Source organism: Acrocarpospora sp. B8E8, assembly GCF_039871605.1.
Lineage (GTDB): Bacteria > Actinomycetota > Actinomycetes > Streptosporangiales > Streptosporangiaceae > Acrocarpospora > Acrocarpospora macrocephala.
Genome location: NZ_JBDPLV010000008.1, coordinates 147,908 through 161,653 on the forward strand (window position 1 = coordinate 147,908; position 13,746 = coordinate 161,653).

Annotated in this window: 15 protein-coding genes; 12 read left to right on the forward strand and 3 right to left on the reverse strand. The window is 68.9% G+C overall.

All coding sequences use genetic code 11. The features are described 5' to 3' along the window. The 8 genes from atpE to ABGB08_RS10190 all read left to right on the forward strand — a co-directional run bounded on the left by atpE (position 1) and on the right by ABGB08_RS10190 (position 6,576). Positions 1-228: an ATP synthase F0 subunit C gene (gene atpE, locus ABGB08_RS10155; RefSeq protein WP_155347320.1), complete on the forward strand. Its 228-nt coding sequence runs from the start codon at positions 1-3 to the stop codon at positions 226-228. Between the two features lie 30 nt (positions 229-258). Then, positions 259-804 (forward strand): F0F1 ATP synthase subunit B, encoded by a 546-nt coding sequence (locus ABGB08_RS10160; RefSeq protein ID WP_347588730.1) that lies wholly within the window; start codon positions 259-261, stop codon positions 802-804. Next, positions 804-1,607, forward strand: coding sequence for a F0F1 ATP synthase subunit delta (locus ABGB08_RS10165; RefSeq protein WP_347588732.1), 804 nt, complete (start codon positions 804-806; stop codon positions 1,605-1,607). Before ABGB08_RS10160 ends, ABGB08_RS10165 begins: the two co-directional genes overlap by 1 nt. Before the next feature lie 23 nt (positions 1,608-1,630). Further along, positions 1,631-3,280: a F0F1 ATP synthase subunit alpha gene (gene atpA / locus ABGB08_RS10170; RefSeq protein WP_347588734.1), complete on the forward strand. Its 1,650-nt coding sequence runs from the start codon at positions 1,631-1,633 to the stop codon at positions 3,278-3,280. A gap of 3 nt (positions 3,281-3,283) precedes the next feature. Next, a complete protein-coding gene (locus ABGB08_RS10175; RefSeq protein ID WP_347588736.1) occupies positions 3,284-4,183 on the forward strand; it encodes a F0F1 ATP synthase subunit gamma in 900 nt (299 codons plus the stop codon). A gap of 1 nt (position 4,184) precedes the next feature. Beyond that, complete coding sequence (gene atpD, locus ABGB08_RS10180; RefSeq protein ID WP_155355462.1) at positions 4,185-5,624, forward strand: F0F1 ATP synthase subunit beta; 1,440 nt, start codon at positions 4,185-4,187, stop codon at positions 5,622-5,624. A 148-nt stretch (positions 5,625-5,772) separates the two neighbouring features. Then, a complete protein-coding gene (locus tag ABGB08_RS10185; protein ID WP_155347325.1) occupies positions 5,773-6,174 on the forward strand; it encodes a F0F1 ATP synthase subunit epsilon in 402 nt (133 codons plus the stop codon). Positions 6,175-6,198: 24 nt separating this feature from the next. After that, positions 6,199-6,576 carry a DUF2550 domain-containing protein gene (locus tag ABGB08_RS10190; RefSeq protein ID WP_347588739.1) on the forward strand — a complete coding sequence of 126 codons (378 nt, stop codon included), beginning with the start codon at positions 6,199-6,201 and terminating at the stop codon, positions 6,574-6,576. A gap of 64 nt (positions 6,577-6,640) precedes the next feature. Here the strand turns inward: ABGB08_RS10190 and ABGB08_RS10195 are convergent, their stop codons facing one another. Beyond that, positions 6,641-7,303, reverse strand: coding sequence for a cob(I)yrinic acid a,c-diamide adenosyltransferase (locus ABGB08_RS10195; RefSeq protein ID WP_347588741.1), 663 nt, complete (start codon positions 7,301-7,303; stop codon positions 6,641-6,643). Positions 7,304-7,416: 113 nt separating this feature from the next. On the opposite strand from ABGB08_RS10195, the gene ABGB08_RS10200 reads away from it, so the two are divergent. Genes ABGB08_RS10200 through ABGB08_RS10215 form a run of 4 tightly spaced genes read left to right on the forward strand, consistent with a single transcriptional unit; the run spans position 7,417 to position 11,177 of the window. Then, complete coding sequence (locus tag ABGB08_RS10200; protein WP_347588743.1) at positions 7,417-8,292, forward strand: ATP-binding cassette domain-containing protein; 876 nt, start codon at positions 7,417-7,419, stop codon at positions 8,290-8,292. Continuing rightward, complete coding sequence (locus tag ABGB08_RS10205) at positions 8,289-9,407, forward strand: ABC transporter permease (protein WP_347588746.1); 1,119 nt, start codon at positions 8,289-8,291, stop codon at positions 9,405-9,407. Before ABGB08_RS10200 ends, ABGB08_RS10205 begins: the two co-directional genes overlap by 4 nt. Before the next feature lie 55 nt (positions 9,408-9,462). Next, entirely contained in the window at positions 9,463-10,587 is a 1,125-nt protein-coding gene (locus tag ABGB08_RS10210) for a histidine kinase (RefSeq protein WP_347588748.1), read from the forward strand. Further along, on the forward strand, positions 10,584-11,177 hold the full coding sequence (locus tag ABGB08_RS10215) for a response regulator transcription factor (RefSeq protein ID WP_155355456.1): 594 nt from the start codon (positions 10,584-10,586) through the stop codon (positions 11,175-11,177). The genes ABGB08_RS10210 and ABGB08_RS10215 overlap by 4 nt, the downstream gene beginning before the upstream one ends. A gap of 224 nt (positions 11,178-11,401) precedes the next feature. Here ABGB08_RS10215 and ABGB08_RS10220 read toward each other — a convergent pair whose 3' ends face one another. Continuing rightward, positions 11,402-11,983 (reverse strand): TetR/AcrR family transcriptional regulator, encoded by a 582-nt coding sequence (locus ABGB08_RS10220; protein ID WP_347588750.1) that lies wholly within the window; start codon positions 11,981-11,983, stop codon positions 11,402-11,404. Positions 11,984-12,087: 104 nt separating this feature from the next. Further along, positions 12,088-13,569, reverse strand: coding sequence for an aldehyde dehydrogenase family protein (locus tag ABGB08_RS10225; protein WP_347588752.1), 1,482 nt, complete (start codon positions 13,567-13,569; stop codon positions 12,088-12,090). Between the last annotated feature and the right edge of the window lie 177 nt (positions 13,570-13,746).

Below are 13,746 nucleotides of genomic sequence, written 5' to 3' on the forward strand. Positions count from 1 at the left end.
ATGAGCGTCCTCGCTGAGGTCACCGGCTCCCTCGGTTCCATCGGTTACGGCCTCGCCGCCATCGGCCCCGGCATCGGCGTCGGCATCATCTTCGGTCAGGGTGTCCAGGCCATCGCGCGCCAGCCCGAGGCGTACGGCCTGATCCGCCAGAACATGCTGCTCGGCTTCGTGCTTACCGAGGCCCTCGCCCTGATCGGCCTGGTCGCGCCGTTCATGTTCGGTCAGTAACGAACGACTTATTGACGGAAGGCTGCACCCATGAAATTGGCAGCTACGCTCCTGGCCGCGGAGGGCACCAACCCCCTACTCCCGCACACGTACGAACTGGTCGTCGGCGTCTTCTCGTTCGCGGTCGTCGTGATCGTCGTCGGTCGTATCCTCACCCCGCGCATCCAGAAGGCTCTGGCTGACCGGACCGAGGCGATCGAGGGCGGGATCAAGAAGGCCGAGGACGCGCAGGCCGAGGCCCAGTCGGTGCTCAAGCAGTACCACGACCGGCTCCAGGAGGCCCGCCAGGAGGCCGCCCGGCTTCGGGACGAGGCCCGCGAGCAGGGCGCCCAGATCAAGGCCGAACTCCAGGAGGAGGCCAGGGTCGAGGCGCAGCGCATCATCGCGGCCGCGCACGCCCAGATCGAGGCGGACAAGCAGCAGGCCCTCACCCAGCTGCGCGCCGAGATCGGCCGTCTCTCCACCGACCTGGCCGGACGCATCGTCGGCGAGTCGCTGGAGGACGAGGCCCGCCAGCGCCGCATCGTCGACCGGTTCCTCGAGGAGCTCGAGAACACCAACGCGGCGGTTCGGTAATGCGCGGTCTGAGCAGGACGTCCCTGGCCGAGGTCGAGGAGCGGTTCAACAGCGTCGCCGGTTCGGCCGACCTGGGCGAGCTGGCCGACGAGCTCTTCGCGGTGGCCGACCTGTTCGACCGCGAGCACGGTCTGCGCCGCACGCTCTCCGACCCGTCCCGGCCGGCGCCCGCGAAGGCGGGCGCGATCCGCGCCCTGCTGGACGGCAAGGTGAGCACGGCCGCGCTGGAGGCCACGGTGGCCGTGGTCGAGTCCAAGTGGTCGTCGTCGGGTGACCTGGCCGACGCCGTCGAGCGGCTCGGCGTGATCGCCGCCGCGACCGAGGCGGAAAGCCGCGAGCAGCTGGACGACGTCGAGGACGAGCTGTTCCGGTTCGGCCGGATCCTGGCCGCCAACCCGGAGCTGCGGCGCGTGCTCGCCGACCCGGCCAAGCCCGGCAAGGAGCGGCTGCTCGCCGAACTGCTCGACGGCAAGGTCGCCCCGGCCACGCTTCGCCTGCTCACGCATCTCGCGGTGCACCCGCGCGGGCGTAGCCTGGAGTCGGGCCTGGACGAGTACGGCCGGCTGGTCGCGTTGCAGCGGCAGCGCCTGGTGGCCGTGGTCAGCAGTGCCGTACCGCTCTCGGATCAGCAGAAGGAGCGGCTCGCCGCCTGGCTGCGGGCGACCTACGGCCGTGACGTCCACCTGAACGTGGAGGTGGACCCCAAGGTGCTCGGTGGGTTCTCGATCAAAATCGGGGACGAGATCATCGATACCACCATCGCTGGACGAATTGAAGAAGTCCGCCGCCGGTTGGCCGGCTAGGCGAAATAGGGAGACAGGAAGAGATGGCGGAGCTGACGATCCGGCCGGACGAGATTCGGGACGCGCTTGAGCGCTTCGTCCAGGCGTACGAGCCGGAAGGCGCGGCGCGCGAGGAGATCGGGACCGTCGTGGACTGCGGCGACGGCATCGCCCATGTCTCCGGCCTACCCTCGACGATGGCGAACGAGCTGCTGGAGTTCGAGGACGGCACGCGTGGCCTGGCGCTGAACCTGGACGTCCGGGAGATCGGTGTGGTCGTCCTGGGCGACTTCAGCAAGATCGAGGAGGGCCAGCAGGTGCGGCGGACGGGCAACGTCCTGTCCGTGCCGATCGGCGACAACTTCCTCGGTCGTGTGGTCGACCCGCTGGGCAACCCGCTGGACGGCAAGGGCGCGATCGAGGCCGAGGGCCGTCGTGCCCTGGAGACCCAGGCGCCTTCGGTGGTCCAGCGGCAGCCGGTGAAGGAGCCGCTGCAGACCGGCCTCAAGGCGATCGACGCCATGACGCCGATCGGCCGCGGCCAGCGCCAGCTGATCATCGGCGACCGTGGCACCGGCAAGACGGCCATCGCGGTGGACACGATCCTCAACCAGAAGGACAACTGGCTGTCCGGCGACCCGGCGAAGCAGGTGCGCTGCGTCTACGTCGCCGTCGGCCAGAAGGGTTCGACGATCGCGCAGGTCAAGGGCCGCCTGGAGGAGGCGGGCGCGCTGGAGTACACGACCATCGTGGCCGCTCCGGCGTCCGACCCTGCGGGATTCAAGTACCTCGCCCCTTACACCGGTTCCGCCATCGGGCAGCACTGGATGTACCAGGGCAAGCACGTGCTGATCATCTTCGATGACCTGACCAAGCAGGCCGACGCCTACCGCGCGGTCTCGCTGCTGCTGCGCCGCCCGCCGGGCCGCGAGGCGTTCCCCGGCGACGTGTTCTACTTGCACTCGCGGCTCCTGGAGCGCTGCGCGAAGCTGTCGGAGGACATGGGCTCCGGCTCGATGACCGGCCTGCCGATCATCGAGACCAAGGGCAACGACGTGTCGGCGTTCATCCCGACCAACGTCATCTCCATCACCGACGGTCAGTGCTTCCTGGAGACCGACCTGTTCAACTCGGGCGTGCGCCCGGCCATCAACGTCGGTGTCTCGGTCTCCCGAGTCGGCGGCTCGGCCCAGATCAAGGCCATGAAGAAGGTGGCGGGCACGCTCCGCCTCTCGCTCTCCCAGTTCCGTGACCTGGAGGCGTTCGCGTCCTTCGCGTCCGACCTGGACGCGACCTCGCGGGCCCAGCTGGAGCGCGGCTCCCGCCTGGTGGAGCTGCTCAAGCAGTCGCAGTACTCGCCGTTCCCGGTCGAGAAGCAGGTCGTCTCGGTCTGGGCCGGCACCACCGGCGAGCTCGACGACGTCCCGCTGGAGGACATCCGCCGGTTCGAGGCGTCGTTCCTGGAATACCTGTCGAGCGGCCACAAGGGCGTCTTCGACGGCATCCGGGAGTCCAAGGACCTCGGCGACGACGCGCTGACCACGCTGAAGAGCGCGATCACCGAGTTCAAGAAGAGCTTCATCACCTCCTCCGGCGAGCAGCTGGTCAAGGACGAGCCGGTGGCCCCGCTGGAGGACAGCGAGGTCGGCCAGGAGAAGATCGTCAAGCACGTACGCAAGACCGAGGAGCGCTGACCGATGGGCGCCCAGCTCAGACTGCTGCGGCGGCGGATCAAGTCGGTCAAGTCCACCGCGAAGATCACCCGCGCGCAGGAGCTCATCGCCTCCTCGCGCATCGTGAAGGCGCAGCTGCGGATGCAGGCGGCGGTGCCGTACGAGCGGGAGATCACCCGCGCCGTCTCCGCGGTCGTCAGCAACACCAGCACCGTCAGCCACCCGCTGACGGTGGCGAGACAGCAGCCGCGGCGTGCCGGGGTGCTCATCGTCACCAGCGACAGCGGGTTCTGCGGCGGCTTCAACGCCAACATCCTGCGTGAGGCCGAGGCGCTGGCCGGGTTGCTGCGCGGCAAGGGCATCGAGCCGACGCCGTTCGTGACCGGCCGGAAGGGTGTCACCTGGCACACCTTCCGGCATCGGGAGATGGGCGGGCAGTGGACCGGGTTCTCCCGGCGGCCGGCCTACGCCGACGCCAAGGCCATCGCGGACACGCTGATCGAGGCTTTCACGGCCGAGGACGGGATCGACGAGATCCACATCGTCTCGACCGAGTTCGTGTCGATGCTGACGCAGGAGGTCGTGGTCAAGCGGATCCTGCCGCTGGTGGTCGAGGAGACGACCGAGCCGCCGCCGGTGCCGCTGCCGTACTTCGAGTTCGAGCCGACCGCGAGCGCCGTGCTGGACTCGCTCCTGCCGCGCTACATCGAGTCGCGCATCTTCACCGCGCTGCTCCAGTCGGCGGCCTCGGAGGAGGCCGCCAGGCGGCGCGCGATGAAGTCGGCGACCGACAACGCCAACGAGCTCATCCGCGTGTTCACCATGCAGATGAACCAGGCTCGCCAGGCCGAGATCACCCAGGAAATCAGCGAGATCGTCGGTGGCGCGAACGCGCTGGCCGACGCCGCCGCGGGGAAAGAGTGAAATGACCGCACAGACTGTTGAGACCGGCGTGGGCCGCGTCGCCCGTGTCACCGGTCCCGTCGTCGACGTGGAGTTCCCCGTCGAGGCGATGCCGGACATCTACAACGCCCTGAACGTCGACGTCACCCTCAACACCGAGGGCCAGGACGTGACCAAGACCCTGACCCTGGAGGTGGCCCAGCACTTGGGCGACAACCTGGTCCGGGCGATCTCCATGCAGCCCACCGACGGCCTGGTCCGCGGCGCGGCGGTGTCCGACTCGGGTAAGCCGATCTCGGTGCCGGTCGGCGACGTGGTCAAGGGGCACGTGTGGAACGCCCTGGGCGAGTCCCTGGACGTGCCCACCGCCTCCCTGAAGATCACCGAGACCTGGGGGATCCACCGCCCGTCCCCGGCGTTCGACCAGCTGGAGTCGCGGACCGAGATGCTGCCCACCGGCATCAAGGTCATCGACCTGCTCACGCCGTACGTGAAGGGCGGGAAGATCGGCCTGTTCGGCGGCGCGGGCGTGGGCAAGACCGTGCTGATCCAGGAGATGATCCGCCGGGTCGCGCTGAAGTTCTCCGGCACCTCGTGCTTCGCGGGCGTCGGCGAGCGCACCCGTGAGGGCAACGACCTCTGGCTGGAGATGGAGGAAGCCGGGGTTCTCAAGGACACCGCGCTCGTCTTCGGCCAGATGGACGAGCCGCCGGGCACCCGGCTTCGCGTCGCGCTCTCCGCGCTCACCATGGCGGAGTACTTCCGCGACGTGCAGAAGCAGGACGTGCTGCTGTTCATCGACAACATCTTCCGGTTCACCCAGGCGGGTTCGGAGGTGTCGACGCTGCTCGGGCGCATGCCGTCCGCGGTGGGTTACCAGCCGACGCTGGCCGACGAGATGGGCGTGCTGCAGGAGCGCATCACCTCCACCCGCGGTCACTCGATCACCTCCATGCAGGCGATCTACGTGCCGGCCGACGACATCACCGACCCGGCGCCGCACAACGCGTTCGCGCACCTGGACGCGCAGACGGTGCTCTCCCGGCCGATCTCGGAGAAGGGCATCTACCCGGCGGTGGACCCGCTGGACTCCTCCTCCCGGATCCTGGACCCCCAGGTCATCGGCGAGGAGCACTACGGCGTCGCCCAGGAGACCAAGCGCATCCTGCAGAAGTACAAGGAACTGCAGGACATCATCGCCATCCTGGGCATCGACGAGCTCTCCGAGGACGACAAGGTCACCGTCCAGCGGGCGCGCCGGATCGAGCGTTTCCTCTCCCACCCGATGTACGCCGCCGAGGCGTTCACCGGGCAGCCGGGCGAGTTCGTGTCGCTGGACGAGACCATCGCCTCCTTCAAGGGCCTCTGCGCGGGTGAGTACGACCACCTGCCCGAGCAGGCGTTCTTCATGGTCGGCGGCATCGAGCAGGCCATCGCCAAGGCCAAGGAACTGGCTCGCTAATCGTGAATCGGCGGCTTGGCCGCGCCTGTGTCTGGACTGAGGAACGCAGGTCGCGAAGCGGCCGGAGTGACGAGGGAAGACACAGGCTGAAGGCGGCCAAGCCCGCCGATCCGAAGGATCGGCCATCAACGCAGTCGGGAGGTATGTGGTGGCAAAGCTTCGAGTAGGCGTGGTCTCGCCGGAGCGTGAGATCTGGTCCGGCGAGGCCGACATGGTGATTGCCAAGACCGTGGACGGCGAGATCGGTATTATGCCGAGTCACGCCCCTGTTCTCGGCGTCCTGGTCGAGGGCGGCGTGCTGCGCGTCAAGCGCGACTCCCAGAGTGACCTGGTGGCCGCGGTGCACGGCGGGTTCATCTCGGTCGCCGACAACGACGTGTCGATTCTCGCGGAGGCGGCGGAGCTCGGCTCCGAGGTCGACGTGGCGAAGGCGAAGGACGCGCTGGAGCGGGCGCAGGCGTCCATCGAGGCGAACCAGGACGACGCGGACGCCCGGGTCGAGGCCCAGCGCAACCGGGCCCGGCTGCGCGCGGCCGGGGAAGACGTATAGCCAACAGGTTCAGGAGGGGCGGCGATGGAGATTATCGCGGGGATCGCGGTGCTCGCCGCCCTGTTCTGTATCAGGGCCGTGGCCCTGCACGTACGCCGGGGCACGGTCGCCTGCAGCGTACGGACAGGGGAGCGGGGCTGGCAATCGGGAGTTGCCCGGTATGCCGGCGGAGAGCTCCACTGGGTGCCCTTTCTAGGACTGCGACTGAGGCCGCGCCACGCGATCGCGAGGCGCGGCCTCATCGTTTCCCGGCGCCGCCCGCTGGACGAGGGCGAGGGCCCGGAGGGCTACTGGATGGTGGAGGCGGGTCCGATCGCGCTGGCCATGAGCGAGGACGCGCTGACCGGCTTCCTCGCTTGGCTGGAGTCGGCACCCCCGAGCGCCCACCTCGATCCCGCCTAGCTGTGTTTATGGCCGATCCTCAGTGTTTATGGCCGCGCCTCCGGCACGGCGGGCTTGGCCGCCTTCAGCCTGCGTCTTCCCTCGTCTCTCCGGCCGCTTCGCGACCTGCGTTCCTCAGTCCAGACGCAGGCGCGGCCAAGCGGGTCGCGCCCGGCTTCCAGAGGATTTCGGCGCCCGCCGAGGAGACCCGGCAGAGGATGAACATCAGGTCGCTGAGCCGGTTGAGGTAGGTCGCGGTCAGCGGGTTCACGTCGTCGTGGGCCTCCAGGGCCGACCAGGTGGTGCGTTCGGCGCGTCGGACGACCGTGCGGGCGACGTGCAGCTGCGCGGTGGCCTGGTCGCCGCCGGGGAGGATGAAGCTGCGCAGTGGCTTGAGGTCGGCGTTGAACCGGTCGCACTGCGCCTCCAGCCGGTCGATGTACGCCTGCGTCACCCGCAACGGCGGAAATTCCGGATTTTTCGTGACTGGGGTGCAGAGGTCGGCGCCCACGTCGAACAGCTCGTTCTGGATGAGCGTGAGCGTCTCGGCGATCTCGACCGGCAGCCCGCCGGTGGCCAGGGCCATCCCGACGGCCGCGTTCGCCTCCTCCACGTCCGCGTACGCGGCCAGGCGCGGATCGGTCTTCCTGGTCCGGCTCATGTCCCCGAGCCCGGTCGTGCCGTCGTCCCCGGTCCGCGTGTAGATCTTGGAAAGCACTACCGGCTGGTCGTTGTCCCCACGTGTCATGCCGCTCAGCGTACGAGATGACATCTGTCACCTCGCGGACGGGTGAAAGCCATCTCAACGCCTTGATATCCGCGTCTACCGCACAAGAACCCAACCAAGAAATGATCGATGACATGTTGGACATCACTGGATTGCGCAAGACCTTTCAGGACAAGGTCGCTCTCGACGGGGTGAGCTTCGCCGTACGGCCCGGGGAGATGTTCGGGTTCGTCGGGGCGAACGGCGCCGGGAAGACGACCACCATGCGGATCGTGATGGGGGTGCTCAGCCCGGACGCCGGTCAGGTGTCCTGGCAGGGCCGCACCCTCGGGTTCGCCGAGCGGCGGCGGTTCGGCTACATGCCGGAGGAGCGCGGGCTCTACCAGAAGATGAAGGTCGGCGAGCAGGTCGACTACTTCGGGCGGCTGCACGGGCTGTCCCCGGCCGAGGCCGCGAAGGCGACGGCGGAGCTGCTGGAGCGGCTGGGGCTGACCGAGCGGCGCGGCGACGCCGTCGAGGCGCTCTCGCTGGGCAACCAGCAGCGGGTGCAGCTGGCCGTGGCGCTGGTGCACGACCCGGAGGTGCTGGTGCTGGACGAGCCGTTCTCCGGGCTCGACCCGCTGGCGGTGGAGGCGCTGGCCGAGGTGCTGCAGGAGCGGGCCAGGGGCGGGGTGCCGGTGATCTTCTCCAGCCACCAGCTGGAGCTGGTCGAGCGGCTGTGTGACTCGATCGGGATCATCTCGGCGGGGCGCATGGTGGCCAGCGGGACCGTGGACGGGCTGCGTTCGGCCGAAGGGCAGCGGCTGCGGGTCGTGGTGCGGGACGCCAAGCCCGGCTGGGCCGACGACCTGCCCGGCACGCTGACCGTGGCGGGGGATCGGGAGACCCTGGTCGTGACGGGGGGCGACGATCAGAAGATCCTGCGCGCGGCCGTACAGGCGGGGCGGGTTGAGCACTTCGGGGCCGAGCGGCCCAGCATCACCGAGATCTTCAAGGAGGCCGTGTCATGAAAAATCACCTTTTTCTGGTTGCTGGGCGGGAGATCCGGGCCCAGGTGCGGACCAAGGCTTTCGTGATCGGTCTGATCGTCTCGGTGTTGATCGTGGGGGGTATCGCGTTCGCGCCGAAGCTGCTGGGCGGGCCGGATTCGTACACGCTGGGGCGGGCGCAGGTGCCGGAGCTGCAGCTGACCACCTTCGCGCCGGATATAGAGGTCGAGTGGCGACAGTTCCCGGACGAGGCGGCCGCCAAGGCCGCCGTGCTGGACGGTGACCTGGACGCGGCCCTGGTCGCGGGGAATCGGGTGCTCACCGACGGGGAGATCGACAACGAGCTCGGGCTGCTGCTGCAGAGCGCCAACCGGGAGGCACAGATCGGGGCGTCCGGGGTGACGATCACGCCGCTCGCGATGGAGTCGGTCGGCGCGGACACCCGCTACGAGGGCGCCCGCCGCGGGGTCGCGACGGTGCTCGTGCTGGTGCTGTTCTTCATGATCATCGGCTCGGTGATGATGGTGGCCATGGGCGTGGTCGAGGAGAAGGGCAGCCGGATCGTGGAGATCCTGCTCACCTCGATCCGGCCCTGGCAGCTGCTCGGCGGCAAGATCCTCGGGCTCGGCGTGGTCGGCCTGATCAACATGGCCGCGATCGTGGTCGCCGGTCTGGGCGGGGCGCTGGTGTCCGGCGTGGCCGCCGACTTCCCGCCCGGCATGACCGGCATCGTGATCGGCGCGCTTGTCTGGTTCATCCTGGGTTATGCGTTCTTCGCCGCTTTCGCCGGGGCGCTGGCCTCGCTGGTCTCCCGGCAGGAGGAGGTCGGCAACGTGCTCCAGCCGATGACCCTGCTGCTCATGGTCAGCTACGGCCTCTCCTTCTACGCCTCCGCCGACCCGACCGCGCCGATCGCGTCCGTGCTCTCGCTGATCCCGCCGTTCTCCTCGATGGTCATGCCGGTGCGTACGGCCGCCGCCGAGGTTCCGCTCTGGGAGGTCGCCCTCTCCGGGGCGCTGATGGTGGCGGCGGTGGCCGGGATGCTGGCGCTGGGGGCCAGGATCTACCAGCGGGCCGTGCTGCGGACCGGCGGCCGGGTCCGGCTGGCCGAGGTCGTCACGGGCAACAAGCCGTAAAATGCCTGCAATGGGAGATAAGGGAATCACTCGGGCGCGGCGCATCGTTCGGTGGATGCTGAACATGACGCTCGCGGTCGTGTGGTTCGTGGTCCTGGTCACCACCGTGGTCGGAGTCGGACTGGGGACCCTCTCCCTGGCGCGGATGATCCCCGCGCTGCTCGGCCTGGTGGTGTTCAGCTGGCTGTTCCTGCGCATCACCCGCGCGCTCCTGAACCGCTCGTACCCGACCCGCGAGATCGTGCTGGCCGGGATCCTGGCCTTCGCTCTCGCCGTTCTCGGCGGCGGGAGCCCGACCGGCTGGGGCTTCGTCCCGCTGGGCTGGCTCTCGGTGGCGGCGGTCGGGCTGAGCCGCCGGAACGCGGTCCTGCTCAGCGCGGGGACCGCCCTGGTGACCTCGCTCATCGTGAGCGTGGGCATACTCAGCGGCCAGGATCCGGAGGAGGGCTCGGCTGCCGGGGCCGTCGTCGGGGTGCTGTTGTACAACCTGTTGATGGCGGCGGCCCTGCCGTGGGCCAACCGGCTCTGGGTCTGGATCTGGCAGCTCGCCGAGCAGGCGAACGCCGGCAAGGAGGCCCAGTCCCGCCTGGCCGTCGCCGAGGAGCGCCTGCGCTTCGCCCGCGACCTGCACGACCTGGTCGGCCACCAGCTCTCCGCGATCGCGGTCAAGAGCGAGCTGGCGGTTCGCCTGGTGGCCGATCCCGACGCGGCCGCGGCCGAGATGGCCGAGGTCAGAGCCCTGGCCAGGAAGGCGCTGCGGGAGCTCCGCGAGGCCGTGCGCGGCTATCGGGAACTCGACCTGGTGGCCGAGCTGGGCAGCGTGCGCGCCGTCCTGGAGGCGGCCGGGGTGGACTGCCGCCTGCACTTGCCGCACCGGGATGTGCCGGCCGAGGTGGCCCCGGTCTTCGCCTGGGTGATCAGGGAGGCCGTCACCAACGTGCTCCGCCACAGCACCGCCTCGGTCTGCGACATCACGGTCCGGTTCAACGACGAGGAAGCCGTTCTCGAAGTACGCAACGACGGCGTCACCCGCAAACCGGTCGAGGACCTGGGCAGCGGCCTGACCGGCCTGACCGAACGCCTCGACGCCGTCGGCGGCACCCTCACCGCCCATCCAAACGGCTCCGGCCAGTTCACCCTGCGCGCCGTCGCCCCCATCCTGGCCAGGGTCCCCGCATGATCCGCGTGCTCCTCGCCGACGACGAACATCTAGTACGGCAGGCCATCGCCACCCTCCTCGGCCTGGAAGGCGACATCGAGGTCGTCGCCCAGGTCGGGCGCGGCGACCAGGTCAAGCCCGCCGTCACGGAGCACCGCCCCGACGTCGTCATCCTGGATGTGGAAATGCCCGGCATGGATGGCCTCACCGTGGCCGAGTCCCTCCCCGGCCAGGCCATGCTCATCCTCACCAGCTTCGGCCGCCCCGGCTACCTCCGCCGCGCCCTGGCCGCCGGGGTGCGCGGCTTCATCCCCAAGGACGCCTCCGCCGACGAGCTCGCCGCCGCCATCCGCAGGGTGCACGCCGGTGGCCGCTACCTGGACCCCGAGATGGCCGCCTCCGCCATGATGGCCGGCGAGAGCCCGCTGACCGACCGCGAGCGCGACGCCCTCGCCCTGGCCGCCCGGGGCGCCGCCGTCAGCGAGATCGCCACCGCCCTGCACCTCACCGAGGGCACGGTCCGAAACTATCTCTCCAACGCCATCACCAAACTCGGCGCGGGCAACCGCATCACCGCCATCCGCGCCGCCCAGGACATGGGCTGGATCTAGCGAGATCTTGGCGCGCCACGTTGGCGGAGGGGCCCGGCCCGGCCCTCTCGTGTGCCATTGTGCGATTACGGAGCGTGATAGCAGGCTTCGCTGAAGGGACGCATGCCATCAGGCAGTTGCGCGCTTTTCGCGTGTGTTGCCGTCCTTGCGGGATCTGAGCCCGGGCCTAGGTTTCGGGCCTGCATATATAGCGGCCCGCCTTCTTCCGAAGGCGGGCCAAGAACTTAGCGCGTGAAGGACCGGCGGAACACGTGCACAGCGGACTTGATGATCACCTCGGTGGACGGCGGATCCTCCGACACCACCCACTCGATCAGGAGCTCGGTGATCGCACCGATCAAGGCTATGGCCAGCAGGTGCAGCTCGGAGGGTAACTGCACGGGCAGATCGCCCACCGAGGTTTCGATGATCTTGGTGAACTCCATGACCGCGCGCTGGCGGGCGCCGCTCAACACGTCACCGGCCCGGCGCACCTCCAGGTGCATGATCCGCGCACGCCGCTCGTCTGCGGTCACAAATCTGACATACTCCGTGATCCCCGCCACTATTCGGGCGTCCAAATTAGGCGGTGCCTGATCGATCGCCTTGGTGATCGATTGCAGCGTCTCCTCCACGCAGCGGTCGTAGACCGCGCGCATGAGTGCCTCCCTCCCCGAGAAGCACTCATAGAAGGCCCGGTTGGAGATCCGCGCGGTCGCGCAGAGCCGCTCGATCGTCGTCGCGTGAAACCCTGGACTCGCGAACAGTGCGTACGCAGCCAGGATCAGCCGTTCTCGCCGATCGGCCAACCGTTCCTCAGCCGTCATCCCCCGATAGTCCCGTCCCGCCAAAATTTTCACCTCACGCCGTCATGGCCCCCCAGAAGCCACCATTATGGACGCAAGATCTTTTTTGTGGAAGTATCGGGAAATTAGCCTCTTCTACGACCATGAAGTAAGGTCACGAGCTTGACAAGCCGGTCAAGTTCGGCTGGTGTTCGCGCGAACGAGGTCAGGTTCATGCCGGGCATGGCGAAGCGCTGCCGCGACACCGCTTTCGGCCTGGTGAACTCGCGCAAGCCGTCCGCGCCGTGGATCCGCCCGAACCCCGACTCGCCCACCCCGCCGAACGGCAACGCGGGCACCCCGGCGAACGAGATGATCGAGTTGATGGCGGTCATTCCGGTGAGCATCCGCCGCGCCAGTTCCAGCGCGCGCTTCCGGTCCCCGGAGAAGATCGTCCCCGCCAGCCCGTACGCGGAGGCGTTGGCCTTCTCCAGCGCCTCCGCCACGTCGGCGACCCGTTTGACGGTTACCGTGGGGCCGAACGTCTCCTCCCGGACCGCGCGCGAGTCCTCCGGCACGTCCGTCACGATCACCGGGTCCACGAACGGCGCCCGTACCGACTCGGGGCCGCCCACGACCGCCTTCCCGCTTCCGGTGGCGTCGTCGATGTGCCGCCGGATGATGTCCAGCTGCCCGGGCATGGTGATCGGCCCGTAGTGCTCTCCGGCTTTCACCCGTTGTGCCCGTTCGGTGAGCTCGCGCAGGAACTCGTCGTACACCGAGTCCACCGCGTACACCCGCTCCACGCCCACGCAGGTCTGCCCGGAGTTGGACATCGCCCCCCAGAGGGCGGCGTCGGCGGCGGCGCCCAGGTCCGCGCCCGCGTCCACGATGAACGCGTCCTTGCCACCGCACTCGGCCACCATCGGGGTGAGGTTCTGCGCGCAGGCCGCCATCACCTTGCGCGCGGTCGCCGCTGACCCGGTGAACGCGATCTTCTTGACCCCCGGATCCGTCGCCAGCGCCGCGCCGGTCTCGCCTAGCCCGGTCACGACCTGGAACACCGGCTGCTCCGGCACCGCCTCGGCGAACAGTTCGGCCAGCAGCACGCCGACGCCGGGGGTGTATTCGCTGGGCTTGAACATCACGGCGTTCCCGGCCGCCAGCGCGTACCCGATCGAGCCCATCGGCGTGAACACCGGGTAGTTCCACGGCCCGATCACCCCGATCACGCCCAGCGGCAGATACTCCAGCGTGGCGGCCATGTTCATCGCCACCAGCCCGCTCGCCACCCGCCGCCGCCCGAGCACCTTGGCGGCCTTCCTGGCGGCCCAGTCCAGATGCGTGATCGCCAGCGCCGTCTCCAGGATGGCGTCGCCCTCCGGCTTGCCGGTCTCCTGGGACACCATGGCGACCACCCGCGGCAGATTCCGCGTCAGGACGGCCTTGTAGTCCAGCAGCCGCCGCTTCCGTTCCTGGAAACCCAACTCTGCCCACCACCGCGCCGCCTCCGTAGCGCGCTCTACAGCGGCGTGTACGGCCGCCGCGTCGTGCCGCGGATACGAGGCGAGCACCTCGCCGTTCACCGGATCGAACGACTCGAAGGTTTCCAGCTCAGTGAGCGACATGTCGGTATTCCTCCTGCGGGCACGATAACGCGCGTAATCCCGCACTTACAACAGCACCGACCATCGGCCGAACCGGTGACGGCAAGGGCGTGCAGCGGGCGTATTTCGTGCGCGAAATGCCCTCTGTCGCCTCGGTGCAAGGCGACCATTCAAAGCCTTCTACGATCGTTCCAGCGA

What these genes read in the sequence shown, in the direction of transcription:
- atpE (WP_155347320.1), top strand. Translation starts at nt 1, where the DNA reads ATGAGCGTCCTCGCTGAGGTCACCGGCTCCCTCGGTTCCATCGGTTAC.
- ABGB08_RS10160 (WP_347588730.1), top strand. Translation starts at nt 259, where the DNA reads ATGAAATTGGCAGCTACGCTCCTGGCCGCGGAGGGCACCAACCCCCTA.
- ABGB08_RS10165 (WP_347588732.1), top strand. Translation starts at nt 804, where the DNA reads ATGCGCGGTCTGAGCAGGACGTCCCTGGCCGAGGTCGAGGAGCGGTTC.
- atpA (WP_347588734.1), top strand. Translation starts at nt 1,631, where the DNA reads ATGGCGGAGCTGACGATCCGGCCGGACGAGATTCGGGACGCGCTTGAG.
- ABGB08_RS10175 (WP_347588736.1), top strand. Translation starts at nt 3,284, where the DNA reads ATGGGCGCCCAGCTCAGACTGCTGCGGCGGCGGATCAAGTCGGTCAAG.
- atpD (WP_155355462.1), top strand. Translation starts at nt 4,185, where the DNA reads ATGACCGCACAGACTGTTGAGACCGGCGTGGGCCGCGTCGCCCGTGTC.
- ABGB08_RS10190 (WP_347588739.1), top strand. Translation starts at nt 6,199, where the DNA reads ATGGAGATTATCGCGGGGATCGCGGTGCTCGCCGCCCTGTTCTGTATC.
- ABGB08_RS10195 (WP_347588741.1), bottom strand. Translation starts at nt 7,303, where the DNA reads ATGACACGTGGGGACAACGACCAGCCGGTAGTGCTTTCCAAGATCTAC.
- ABGB08_RS10200 (WP_347588743.1), top strand. Translation starts at nt 7,417, where the DNA reads ATGTTGGACATCACTGGATTGCGCAAGACCTTTCAGGACAAGGTCGCT.
- ABGB08_RS10205 (WP_347588746.1), top strand. Translation starts at nt 8,289, where the DNA reads ATGAAAAATCACCTTTTTCTGGTTGCTGGGCGGGAGATCCGGGCCCAG.
- ABGB08_RS10210 (WP_347588748.1), top strand. Translation starts at nt 9,463, where the DNA reads ATGCTGAACATGACGCTCGCGGTCGTGTGGTTCGTGGTCCTGGTCACC.
- ABGB08_RS10215 (WP_155355456.1), top strand. Translation starts at nt 10,584, where the DNA reads ATGATCCGCGTGCTCCTCGCCGACGACGAACATCTAGTACGGCAGGCC.
- ABGB08_RS10220 (WP_347588750.1), bottom strand. Translation starts at nt 11,983, where the DNA reads ATGACGGCTGAGGAACGGTTGGCCGATCGGCGAGAACGGCTGATCCTG.
- ABGB08_RS10225 (WP_347588752.1), bottom strand. Translation starts at nt 13,569, where the DNA reads ATGTCGCTCACTGAGCTGGAAACCTTCGAGTCGTTCGATCCGGTGAAC.